Source organism: Salmonella sp. 32120201201600049SM, from assembly GCF_017572835.1.
In the GTDB taxonomy this organism is placed as follows: Bacteria; Pseudomonadota; Gammaproteobacteria; order Enterobacterales; family Enterobacteriaceae; genus Salmonella; species Salmonella enterica.
Window position 1 is genome coordinate 1 of sequence record NZ_JAGESA010000004.1, and the last position, 11839, is coordinate 11839.

General features: G+C 51.4%; 10 protein-coding genes. 5 read left to right on the top strand and 5 right to left on the bottom strand.

Features of this window, described 5'->3' with window-relative positions:
• Positions 1-171 precede the first annotated feature (171 nt).
• The 3 genes from iolB to J4650_RS10660 are packed head-to-tail and all read right to left on the bottom strand — an operon-like array spanning position 172 to position 2829.
• Positions 172-981: a 5-deoxy-glucuronate isomerase gene (gene iolB, locus J4650_RS10650; RefSeq protein WP_000002010.1), complete on the bottom strand. Its 810-nt coding sequence runs from the start codon at positions 979-981 to the stop codon at positions 172-174.
• 24 nt (positions 982-1005) lie between these two features.
• Positions 1006-2511: a malonate-semialdehyde dehydrogenase IolA gene (gene iolA, locus J4650_RS10655; RefSeq protein ID WP_000450729.1), complete on the bottom strand. Its 1506-nt coding sequence runs from the start codon at positions 2509-2511 to the stop codon at positions 1006-1008.
• A 15-nt stretch (positions 2512-2526) separates the two neighbouring features.
• Entirely contained in the window at positions 2527-2829 is a 303-nt protein-coding gene (locus tag J4650_RS10660; protein ID WP_071790412.1) for a hypothetical protein, read from the bottom strand.
• A 122-nt stretch (positions 2830-2951) separates the two neighbouring features.
• Here J4650_RS10660 and reiD point away from each other — a divergent pair, with 122 nt between their 5' ends.
• The 5 genes from reiD (at position 2952) to iolI1 (ending at position 8259) form a co-directional block, all read left to right on the top strand.
• Positions 2952-3776, top strand: a complete 825-nt coding sequence (gene reiD / locus J4650_RS10665) for a myo-inositol utilization transcriptional regulator ReiD (protein WP_000332219.1) — start codon at positions 2952-2954, stop codon at positions 3774-3776.
• 258 nt (positions 3777-4034) lie between these two features.
• The gene (gene iolE, locus J4650_RS10670; RefSeq protein ID WP_012601329.1) at positions 4035-4955 is read left to right on the top strand and encodes a myo-inosose-2 dehydratase; all 921 of its coding nucleotides are present in this window, start codon (positions 4035-4037) and stop codon (positions 4953-4955) included.
• An 18-nt stretch (positions 4956-4973) separates the two neighbouring features.
• Complete coding sequence (gene iolG1, locus J4650_RS10675) at positions 4974-5984, top strand: inositol 2-dehydrogenase IolG1 (protein ID WP_000172704.1); 1011 nt, start codon at positions 4974-4976, stop codon at positions 5982-5984.
• A 97-nt stretch (positions 5985-6081) separates the two neighbouring features.
• Complete coding sequence (gene srfJ, locus J4650_RS10680) at positions 6082-7425, top strand: lysosomal glucosyl ceramidase-like type III secretion effector SrfJ (RefSeq protein ID WP_023250006.1); 1344 nt, start codon at positions 6082-6084, stop codon at positions 7423-7425.
• Positions 7426-8259: a 2-keto-myo-inositol isomerase IolI1 gene (gene iolI1, locus J4650_RS10685; protein ID WP_000976927.1), complete on the top strand. Its 834-nt coding sequence runs from the start codon at positions 7426-7428 to the stop codon at positions 8257-8259. It begins immediately after the preceding gene.
• Positions 8260-8263: 4 nt separating this feature from the next.
• On the opposite strand, the gene J4650_RS10690 is transcribed toward iolI1, so the two are convergent.
• Complete coding sequence (locus J4650_RS10690) at positions 8264-9430, bottom strand: MFS transporter (protein ID WP_023993581.1); 1167 nt, start codon at positions 9428-9430, stop codon at positions 8264-8266.
• A gap of 60 nt (positions 9431-9490) precedes the next feature.
• A complete protein-coding gene (iolC, locus tag J4650_RS10695; RefSeq protein WP_014343940.1) occupies positions 9491-11428 on the bottom strand; it encodes a 5-dehydro-2-deoxygluconokinase in 1938 nt (645 codons plus the stop codon).
• Positions 11429-11839 lie beyond the last annotated feature (411 nt).

Below are 11839 nucleotides of genomic sequence, written 5' to 3' on the forward strand. Positions count from 1 at the left end.
TGTTGAACTTTTGCAGTTGCCAGACCGCAAGATGTTTTAACAAATCAAAAGGGGTTTTAATAACTGGCTTAAAGCTGAAAGCTTTCCGGAACCCCCAGCCTAGCTGGGGGTTTTCCATAGACAAAAAGCCAGCCGCAGAGGACGGCTGGCAAAGTACCACTCAACGAAGTGTTATCGCGGGTAGTCTGGTGAGTTAATCCACGCGTGGTTCTCTTCCCAGGTGAAACGCCATTTTCGTAGCGGGCCGGCCATCACGTTCAGATAGTAGTTATCGTAACCCGCGATGGTGGCAACCGGGTGGTAGCCTTTAGGTACTTTCACTACATCCCGGTTATAGACCGCCATACATTCATCCAGGCTGCGATCGTCGGTGTAGACGCGCTGTAAGCAGAATCCCTGAGGTGGATTGAAACGGTGATAGTACGTCTCTTCCAGATAGGTCTCCTGGCCTTCAACTGCCGTATCGTGCTTGTGCGCGGGCCAGGAGCTGGTATCGCCTTCATTAGTGTACACTTCAACGACTAGCAGGCTGTCGGCGAGCTGGCTATCAGGAAGGATGTTATGCACCAGGCGCTGATTGCGCCCTTTTCCCCGATGCTCTACCCCGACCTCTTGTGGCGAGATCAGACGTACCGGAAGCTCTCCGAATCCCGGCGCGCTGCATACGGCCAGCTCAAGGTCGGTTTCGGCTGTCACTTTCGCCTCCGTATGATGGGGGAGGTAAACCGAATAAGCCGGAATGCGTTCAAACGGACTCATGCGCTGACCAATCCGATAGAAAAAACTGTCGGCGGCCTTAACGCTGGCCAGCCCGGCAACCAGCACCAGACAGCGTTCACGCTCATCGGACGGCAGGGTTATCGACTCTCCAGCCTTCAACTGCCAGACATCAAAACCGACATACTCCCAGCCTGCATTTTGAGGGGAAATGTGTTGGATATTTCCCGACTCAGAGGTACAGGTACTCAGCAAGTTGGCCATAATCTTCTCCTTCCTGAAAGCGTATTAACCGAGAGTCGGCATACTGAACTCCGATACGATCTGCTGTCCGTTCGGCCAACGCGAGGTAACGGTTTTCATCCGGGTATAGAAGCGCACGCCATCCGGCCCATGGACGTTCAGGGCGCCAAACACCGAGCGCTTCCAGCCGCCAAAAGAGTGAAATGCCATCGGAACCGGAACTGGAATATTAATACCGACCATCCCGGCTTCAACCGACTGGGCGAATTCGCGCGCATAGTGACCGTTGGTGGTGAAAATCACGCTGCCGTTGCCGAATTCATGGGAGTTTACCGTGCTAATGGCGGTGGCATAATCCGGGACGCGCACAATTCCGAGAACCGGGCCAAAAATTTCTTCACGCCAGATGGTCATCTCAGGCGTGACGTTATCAAACAGAGTGCCGCCGACATAAAAGCCTTCAGGATATCCCGCCACGCTATAGTTGCGGCCATCCATGACCAGAGTTGCTCCCTCGCTCACCCCTTTGTCGATGTAACCCAACACTTTCTGTTGGTGAGCACGTGAAACAACCGGGCCCATTTCATTTTCATCTTTGCCGCGCAGCTCTCCCGGGCCGATACGTAGCGCCGCAATCAGCGGTTTCAGGCGTTCGATCAGACGGTCCGCCGTTTCATCGCCCACCGCGACCACTACCGGCAGCGCCATACAGCGTTCGCCCGCGGAACCAAATGCTCCGCCCATAATGGCGTTGACGGTGGCGTCCAGGTCTGCATCCGGCATGACGATTGCGTGATTTTTGGCGGCCCCGAAGGCCTGTACGCGTTTGCCATGGGCGCTGGCGGTGGTATAGATATGTTCCGCGACGGCGGAGGAACCGACAAAGCTGACGGCCTGTACGCGAGGGTCGCTGGTCAACAGGCTAGCCGCCTCATTGCCACAGTGAACAACGTTAAACACGCCGTCCGGCAGGCCAGCCTCCTGCAGAAGCTGCGCCATACGTAACGATGCGGACGGCACCAGTGCGGGCGGCTTCAGGACGAAGGTATTGCCGCAAGCCAGAGCAACCGGGAACATCCACATAGGCACCATTGCCGGGAAGTTAAACGGTGTGATGCCTGCCACAACCCCAAGCGGCTGCATTAATGAAAAGCTGTCAACGCCTGAGCCGACGTTAAAGGAGTACTCTCCTTTGCTGAGGTGCGGGATCCCGCAGGCAAATTCGACAACCTCTATGCCGCGCGTCAGTTCGCCAAGCGCATCTGACCAGACCTTGCCATGCTCGCTGACGATCAGCGCCGCCAGTTCGTCCCGATGCTTTTCCAGTAATACTTTGAATTCAAAAAGGATACGTGCCCGGCGTAGCGGAGTCATTTTACTCCATGCCGGAAAAGCCTCATGTGCGCTTTGAATTGCCGCCAGCATCTCCTCTCGGGTGCTCTGGGTGACCTGACGAATTACTTTACCGGTGGCCGGATTAGTCACCGGTAGCGTCTCGCCGCTGCTGCTCAGTGTCGTTTTACCATGAATAAAATTGCCGACTGTTTCCATCTCTTTTTTATCCTCTTAAACCGATGTTGACGACGTTCTGACTGAGCGGTCACAGGAAAACCTGGTTATCTTCAGCCTAAAACGCATACCGTATTCAATGTAAATTTTAGGATTAAAAATTTCAAATTTATTTTTATGAAATTTTATTTTGAAAATTTGACGACTGATTTTTATACGAGGGTATGTGCAGTAAGAAATCAAAAATCTAATTAACTTATTGATTTTTATTGTTTTTATTTGGTGTGGTATCAATGGTTGTCTGTTGTGACGAGGAAAGATTTGGAAAAAATTATGATCTATATAGCATTTTTGTTTCATTTGGTGTGGTATAAAAATTCAAATTTCAGGGGTGTTTCGGCACTACAGTTTCGGATATTGGAGGGTAAATCATGCGCTTGTGCTTCTGTCCTTCAGAACGAGAGAATAAGGCTCAGCCCCAGTTGGCGTATGTGAGTCAGGTCAGTGAGAGCAATGGTCCGTTTGTCCGGTTCATGCATATGCACCCACAGACCGTTGAACTGATTCTTATCACCGAAGGAGACGGGGAGTATTTCATTGGCGATCGCATCTACCCGGTTCGTAAAGGCGACCTGGTCATTTATAACAGCCAGGTGGTGCATGATGAGTATCTGGAAAGCGGGCGGCCAATTGGCACTATTTGTTGTGGGATTAACAATATTTCGTGTCCGGGTCTACGTGAGAATGCGCTAATACCGGATGATATTGTGCCGGTTATTCCACTGTATCACCATTATGCGACGGTGGAAAAACTGATGAGCTCCGTGTTTACCGTTATTAATCAGCATGCGGTAGAAGGGCCAGCAATGGCGCAGCTATTGACCCAGGTAGTACTCAAATACATTGAGGGAAATGTCTTATTACGCACAGGTAACGATGCCATACAGCGCCATGAAAATTTACTTGATTCAATAAAATCCTATATTGATCGCAATTTCTATGAGCCAATTCGGCTGGATACACTGGCGACGAAATTTAATGTCAGTCCTTATTATGTTTCCCATGAATTTAAACGCCGCTATGGTTATTCACCGATGGATTACCTGATAAAACGTAGGCTGGGGGAGGCGCAATCGTTACTAACCACGGATGAAGGCGGGCGCGAAAAGATCACCTCTATTGCTTATCGTGTTGGCTTTAGCAACCTTAGTCATTTTCAGAATTACTTCAAAAATAAAGTGGGGAAAACACCCGGTCAATATCGAAAGGACTATCGTAAAGCTAATTATTTATTATTTGAATATTAATGCTTGCTAAAATTTAATCGTCATGAGAATGGTCGCAATACTGCGGCCATTTTTATTTGTCGGTATATTTTATGCGTTTATCTATAGCGCGAAAAGTCTGGCAATATCATTAAAGAGTGATGATTTTTTTGTGATACCTGACGCATTTATCCCACTTCTTCAACCAGGATAGATAAAGTTTTTCAGGCTACAAAAAGTAATATGTTGTCCATCAAAGGTTAATTTGCATCGCGGTATGCAGTAAAAGCGTTTCATTAAGTGGGAGCCAGCAACATGTACAATGTAAAAAAGAGCATTAAGTTGGGGATTGCGCCTATCGGTTGGCGCAATGATGATATTCCTGAGATTGGTAAAGAAAATACATATAAACAAATACTTAGTGATGCCGCGCTCACCGGTTTTTCCGGGACGGAAGTTGGCGGTTGTTATCCGCAGGATCCTGCTGAGTTAAATAAAGAGTTAATGCTTCGCGGACTGGAAATACCAGGCCAGTGGTTTTCTTCCTTTATTATTCGCGACGGTATTGCATCTGCGATGAATGCTTTTGAACAGCATTGTGCTTATTTGCAGGCAATACATGCATATGTCGCCGTTGTTTCTGAACAAACTTATAGTATTCAAGGTATTATCGATAAGTGCGTTTATACAGAGAAGCCTAACTTCAGCGACAGCGAATGGCAGCTTTTATGCGAAGGACTTAATGCGCTTGGGAAGATTGCCAATGCGCACGGGCTGAAGCTCGCTTTCCATCATCATATGGGCACCGGTGTGCAGACTCTGCCAGAAGTGGATCGACTCATGGAGAATACCGATCCGCAATTTGTACATCTGCTGTTTGATACCGGGCATATATATGTTTCTGACGGCGATGTCATGCCGCTACTGAGTAAACATTTTGATCGTATTAAACACGTTCATTTTAAAGATGTGCGTAATGAAAAACTCAAAGCATGTCGCCTCGCGAAGAAATCATTCCTCAATTCTTTCCTTGATGGTGTGTTTACCGTCCCCGGCGATGGAAATATTGATTTTAAATCCGTATTAGCTTATCTGGTCGGGCATCAATATTCTGGCTGGATTGTTGTTGAGGCCGAGCAGGATCCTAAGAAATATAACCCATTGGAATATGCGCAAAAAGGTAAAAAGCATATTGATGAGTTACTGAAAAATTATCTTTAATTGAAAAGGAAACAGAAAATGACTTTAAAAGCAGGTATTGTAGGTATCGGCATGATCGGCTCCGATCACTTAAGACGTCTGGCCAACACCGTGTCGGGTGTAGAGGTTGTTGCCGTATGTGATATCGTCGCGGGTAGGGCGCAGGCGGCGCTGGATAAGTATGCGATCGAAGCCAAAGATTATAATGACTATCACGATCTGATTAATGATAAAGACGTTGAAGTGGTCATCATTACCGCATCAAATGAGGCGCACGCCGATGTAGCCGTTGCCGCGCTAAATGCTAACAAATATGTTTTCTGTGAAAAACCGCTAGCGGTGACGGCTGCGGATTGTCAGCGTGTGATTGAAGCAGAGCAGAAAAATGGTAAGCGCATGGTGCAGATTGGTTTTATGCGCCGCTACGACAAAGGTTACGTTCAGCTGAAAAATATTATCGACAGCGGCGAAATCGGTCAGCCATTAATGGTTCATGGACGTCATTACAATGCCAGCACGGTGCCAGAATACAAAACGCCACAGGCTATCTATGAAACATTGATTCATGAAATTGACGTTATGCACTGGCTGCTTAACGAAGATTATAAAACCGTTAAGGTTTACTTCCCGCGTCAGTCCAGCCTGGTGACCACTCTGCGTGATCCGCAGCTGGTTGTAATGGAAACCACCTCCGGCATCAATATTGTGGTTGAAGTGTTTGTGAACTGCCAGTATGGCTACGACATTCACTGCGATGTTACCGGCGAGAAAGGAATGGCGGAGCTGCCAACCGTCGCCAGCGCCGCGGTACGGAAAGCGGCGAAGTATAGCACCGACATCCTGGTTGACTGGAAACAGCGCTTTATTGATGCCTACGACATTGAGTTCCAGGATTTCTTCGATCGCCTGAACGCAGGATTGCCGCCGGCAGGCCCAACGTCATGGGATGGTTATCTGGCTGCGGTTACCGCTGATGCCTGCGTGAAGTCTCAGGAAACAGGGAATACCGAGATTGTTGAATTACCCTCAAAACCTGATTTCTACAAATAAACCTTCCGCGTATTAAAACCTTCTGCCGGATAGCGATGCTTAAGCGTCCTATCCGGCATATCACAATTTATTATCTTCTTTTATCCGGAACTTCCCTATGAAAGGCAGACTCATCTCTTCCGATCCGTATCGTCAGCAATTCCTTGTTGAGCGTGCGGTCTCTTTTTCGCATCGTCAGCGTGATTGCAGTGAATTAATCAGCGTCTTACCGCGCCACACGTTACAGCAGATTGACGGATTCGGCGGCAGCTTTACCGAAGGTGCGGGCGTGGTATTCAACAGCATGAGCGAAAAGACGAAGGCGCAATTTCTTTCCCTTTATTTTTCTGCTCAGGAACATAATTACACTCTGGCGCGGATGCCAATTCAGAGCTGTGATTTTTCCCTGGGCAATTACGCGTATGTCGATTCCAGCGCTGACCTGCAGCAGGGACGGCTCTCCTTTTCCCGCGATGAAGCGCATTTAATACCGCTGATTTCCGGGGCGTTGCGGTTAAATCCACACATGAAGCTGATGGCTTCGCCGTGGAGTCCGCCGGCGTTTATGAAAACTAATAACGATATGAACGGTGGCGGCAAGCTGCGGCGCGAATGCTACGCCGACTGGGCCGATATCATTATCAACTACCTGCTGGAATACCGCCGCCACGGCATTAATGTGCAGGCGCTCTCCGTGCAGAATGAGCCGGTGGCGGTAAAAACCTGGGACTCCTGTCTGTATAGCGTGGAAGAGGAGACAGCCTTTGCTGTGCAGTATCTGCGTCCGCGCCTCGCCCGGCAGGGTATGGATGAGATGGAGATCTATATCTGGGATCACGATAAAGATGGCCTGGTAGACTGGGCTGAACTCGCCTTTGCTGACAAAGCTAATTATAAGGGAATTAACGGGCTGGCATTCCACTGGTATACCGGCGACCATTTTTCGCAAATACAGTATCTGGCCCAGTGCCTGCCGGATAAAAAACTCCTGTTTTCCGAAGGCTGTGTGCCAATGGAGAGCGATGCCGGTAGCCAGATTCGCCACTGGCATACCTATCTCCATGACATGATTGGTAATTTCAAATCGGGTTGTAGCGGGTTTATCGACTGGAATCTGCTGTTGAACAGTGAGGGTGGGCCGAATCATCAGGGTAATCTGTGTGAAGCGCCCATTCAATACGATGCGCAAAACGACGTGCTGCGGCGTAACCACTCCTGGTATGGTATTGGCCACTTCTGCCGCTATGTGCGTCCGGGGGCGAGGGTCATGCTTTCTTCAAGTTACGATAATCTTCTGGAAGAGGTGGGATTTGTGAATCCCGACGGCGAGCGTGTGCTGGTGGTGTATAACCGCGATGTCCAGGAAAGGCGTTGCCGGGTGCTGGATGGCGATAAAGAGATCGCGTTAACGCTGCCGCCGTCAGGCGCCAGTACGTTGCTATGGCGGCAGGAGTCGATCTGAATGATGAAGCTGGGATTTAATGAAGCGACCTGTATGCGAAACTCCACGCTGGCACAGGATGTTGTGTTGGCGGAACGTTTTGGCTATGACTACATCGAAATCCGTCTGGATATGTTGCAGGAGTGGTTACAGAAACATACGTTAAGCGAGCTGGCAGACATTTTTGCCGTCGGCCACCTTAAGCCCTGGGGCTACAATTCGCTGGAAGACATTACGTTTTGTGATAGCGAAAGCTGGGCGGAGAAACGGCGGCAGTTGGCTTTCGCCTGCCATGCTGGCTCAGTGGTGGGGGGTGATTGTCTGGTCGTGGTGCCCACCATTCGTCAGGGGGGAAATTTTCCGCCGGGGGAAACGGTGAAAGATTCAGTGAAGCGTCTGCGCGAGATGGCGGCAGTGGCGGAAGAAAGCCAGATGCGGCTGGCCTTTGAGCCGATCGGTTCCGCAGGATGCTGTGTGCGCAGTCTTGCCATGGCGATGGAGATCGTAGATGCGGTCGATCGCAGTAACGTCGGGCTGGTCGTCGATGCCTTTAATCTTTACCTGCACGATCAATGGCGGGATCTGACCACGCTTCGCCAGATCCCTGTGGAAAAGATCTTCGTTTACCATATTGATGACGCCGATAATCTGCCGCTGGCAACGCTGGAGCATTGCCATCGTCTGTTTCCTGGCAACGGCGTGATCCCACTGCATGAGATCACGCATGAGCTAGTGCAGAAGGGCTATGAGGGGATCTGTTCGCTGGAACTGTTTAACCCTGGCTACTGGCAGATGGCGGCCAGCGAAGTCTTTGCGATAGGGGCGGAAAAGACTCGCCCCTTCTTAACAGCTTAACAGCTTAATGTTGCCGCAGCAGGAGATGGACAACCGCCGCGCCCAGCAGCGCGCAGGCCGCGGCCAGAAGAAAGACCTGCTGATAGCCGATAAACGGCGTCAGCAGGCCCGCTATTGGTCCGGTAAATCCGTAGGCCAGATCCTGAAACGCTGACCAGACGCCGAGGGCCGTACCACGAATCTCCGGTGGCACTCTGCGCACAACCTCTACGCCCAGCGATGGGAACATCAGCGAACAGCCGCAGCCGGTAATCGCCGCGCCAATCAGCGCAGCGCCTGCTGACGGAGCGGCCCACATTACCGCCAGTCCGGTCCCCTCTACCAGTAGTGAAAAGGTTGCGACCGTGGCGCCGCCGTAACGGTCGGGAAATTTGGCGCAGAAAAAGCGGACAGCGATAAACGCAATGCCAAACAGCGTCATCGCAAAACCGGTGTTATCCCAGTGACGCTCGTTGAACCAGAGGGCGGTAAACGCGCTTAGGGTGGCAAAACCAATGCCCTGGAGCACAAGCCCTGTTCCGGGCCGCCACACCAGGCCGACGACCCGTAGCACTGGCACGCGGGGACGGGCTGTTGGGATATTCCCCGGAATGCCATAGATGACTCCGCTGGCGATGATCGGCAACAGCACGACGAGGAGCGCCGGAAGCGCCAGGCCGGCCCTGGCGTAAAGCGACAGCCCCAGCGGCGCGCCGATAGTCAGCGCACCGTAGGTCGCCATGCCGTTCCAGGAAATAACCTGACCCGCGTGGGTCGAGCCCGCCAGCCACATCCCCCAGGTTAAATTACCGGTCAAAATGAAACTTTCACCGATGCCCAGCAGCACACGACCAACAATCAGTATGGCCCATGCGAGCAGCGGAACCGGGTGAGCGATTAGACTGACCAGCATCAGCAGACCTGATGCGGCGCAGTAGAACTGACCGGTGATAACCGTCCGACGTCCGCCTGACGTGTCGGCTTTTCGACCCGCGGCGCCCCGGGTAAGCAAGGTGGCGATAAACTGGCTACCTACCGCGATACCGATCAACAGATCGCTCAGATGCAACTGCTGCTGAACGTACAGCGGCAGCATGACTAACGGGATGCCAATAGTCAGATAGTTGAGAAACATCGCGGCGCTGATGCGAAACAGCGTGATCGATGTGGAATGTTGTGTGAGAGCTGGCATGGAATCGTCCTTGAACACGCCCCTTGTCCGATGCAGACACGGGGCGTGATGAGGCAGGCATTAACGTGCCGGGCGGTATTCGCGCCAGTAGTCGATAAGCATGCGGTATTTTTGTTTCACCGTTGCGATGAGCTGTTCATCGTTAAGCTGGCCGCCTAACCACTGGCGTGACGGTTCGCCAAAGATGGTCCGGCCGACGGCGAAACCTTTCACCCAGGGCATATCCGCTGCTGCGGCGAATCCTGACTTCAACTCGCTTTCCGGTGCGTCCAGGCCAAGTATCAATATACCGCGACATTCAGGGTCATAATGCTCAATATGCTGGCTGATTTCTCGCCAACGATCTGGGCTTAACGGCGGCAGTTTCCACCAGTCCGGCAGGATCCCCAGTTGATAAAAACGTTCCACAATCTGAGGATAGTATTGCTCATTTTGGTCTGCCGCATCGCGCGGCAAGATGACTTCCAGCAGCAGATCGTGACCAGACTGGCAGCAGGCGCGGTAAACCTCGTCAATGAGCGCCTCTTGTTCAAGACGTACCGACTCTGCATCGAGTGGATGATAGAAGACCAGACATTTCACGACGTGCTCTTGCGGCCAGCTGACAAGCTGAGAGCCAATATCGCCATGTTCCAGCTTCAGCGGATACGAACCGGGCATCTCAACCGGTCGGCCAATCCACCATCCCTGGCCGGTCACGTCGTTAAGCGCCTGCTGACCAAAGGTGGTATCGGCAAGGATGCCGCTATTATTCTGTAAACCGGCCTCAAGCGCCGCCTGACGCGCCCCTTCCAGCAGTAGCATCTTCAGGGGAGGGATCGCGGATTCACTGGCGCCGACTTCATTTGCGATATCCACCAGTTGCTTGCGATGGTCAAAGGCGAATACGCACAGCTCCGGCCAGTGCTGTTTACGGGTTGTGACCCGATGAAGGTGATTCAGCCGCGGGTCTTTGTCTGGCCGGGTGATGGATTGTTCACGCGCGAGGTAGTCGTCCAGCTCTTTTTTGGTTGGCATGGCGGGGGCACAACCGTGGCGCGATACCACTAACGCGCCGCAGGCGTTTGCATAACGGCAGGCTTGCTCCCAGCTTTCATCGTTCAGGTATCCCCGCAGCAGTCCTGACATAAAGGCATCGCCCGCGCCCAGAACGTTCAGAACGTCTACGCGAACGCCGCTATGTATCTTCACCTGCGACCAGTCATCGGCGATGTTGCCTTCAAAGACTGAGCAGCCCAGCGCGCCGCGTTTGCACACCAGTACGGCCTGGGTCAACTGACGGACGCGCCGCAGGGCGGTCAGCGTGTCGGTACTGCCGCCGGCGATATGGAATTCTTCTTCGGTCCCAACGATCAGATCGAAATGGCGCAATACCTGCTGGAGCTGTTCGGTAACCTGTGATGAGGCGATGAAACGCGTTTCACCGTCTCCTAGCGACGTCAGGCCCCACAGTACGGGGCGGTAGTCGATATCCAGCGCCCGCCGCAGCCCGTGTTTTTGCGCATACTCCAGCGCTTTAAGAACGGCGGCGCGCGTATTGGGGTGAGAAAGATGGGTACCGGTGACGGCTAATGCGCGTGAAGAAGCGATGTAATCTTCGCGGATATCCTCGGGTGTTAGCGCCATGTCCGCGCAGTTATCGCGGTAGAAGATCAGAGGAAAGGTGTCCTGATCTTTAATGCCGAGGATCACCAGCGCGGTCAGACGATCGCGATCCGACAGCAGGCACTGCGTATCCACACCAACGCGGTTTAATTCTTCACGAACGAAACGTCCCATATGCTCATCGCCGACGCGGGCCAGCATAGCGGAACGTAATCCCTGAATGGCCGTGCCGTAGGCAACATTGCCTGACGATCCCCCTAAATATTTAGCGAAAGTCGTCATATCCTCCAGCCGCGACCCGATTTGTTGACCATACAAATCAACGGCGACTCGTCCCAGACAGATAACGTCCAGCGGCTTTTGCTCACTACTGACTGCTTTATTCATTGACATATCCCCTAACAGAAGACGGTGTTATTTTTGCCCATACTAAGGTTTGGTGATTTCATTTTCAATAAAAATGGAAATAATGTTTTCATTTATTGTTTGAACAAGATCACAGAAATGGCATTTCCGGGCAACGCGCATGATCGTTTTTTGTTGTGTTTTTTGTTTTAATTGATTGATTATTAATGTGTTATTTCTTTTAAAAGCACATGGAAGATAAATTTCATTTTCATGAAAAATACGCCTAAATGGCGAAATTTTTTAACCGTTTTTTGATCTCCTTCCCATAAATGAAATATAAATTCCATATAATTGTGAGAACGGAAATTTTGATCCTATGATAAGTCTCTGTGTTTTTGGGGCTGAAGCGATGCATAAGCAGGCAACGACAGCCGAACGGTTGATAAAAGCAGGTGG

Coding starts and splice junctions, on each gene's coding strand:
- iolB (WP_000002010.1), bottom strand. CDS start 981: ATGGCCAACTTGCTGAGTACCTGTACCTCTGAGTCGGGAAATATCCAA.
- iolA (WP_000450729.1), bottom strand. CDS start 2,511: ATGGAAACAGTCGGCAATTTTATTCATGGTAAAACGACACTGAGCAGC.
- J4650_RS10660 (WP_071790412.1), bottom strand. CDS start 2,829: ATGAAACAAAAATGCTATATAGATCATAATTTTTTCCAAATCTTTCCT.
- iolG1 (WP_000172704.1), top strand. CDS start 4,974: ATGACTTTAAAAGCAGGTATTGTAGGTATCGGCATGATCGGCTCCGAT.
- srfJ (WP_023250006.1), top strand. CDS start 6,082: ATGAAAGGCAGACTCATCTCTTCCGATCCGTATCGTCAGCAATTCCTT.
- iolI1 (WP_000976927.1), top strand. CDS start 7,426: ATGATGAAGCTGGGATTTAATGAAGCGACCTGTATGCGAAACTCCACG.
- J4650_RS10690 (WP_023993581.1), bottom strand. CDS start 9,430: ATGCCAGCTCTCACACAACATTCCACATCGATCACGCTGTTTCGCATC.
- iolC (WP_014343940.1), bottom strand. CDS start 11,428: ATGTCAATGAATAAAGCAGTCAGTAGTGAGCAAAAGCCGCTGGACGTT.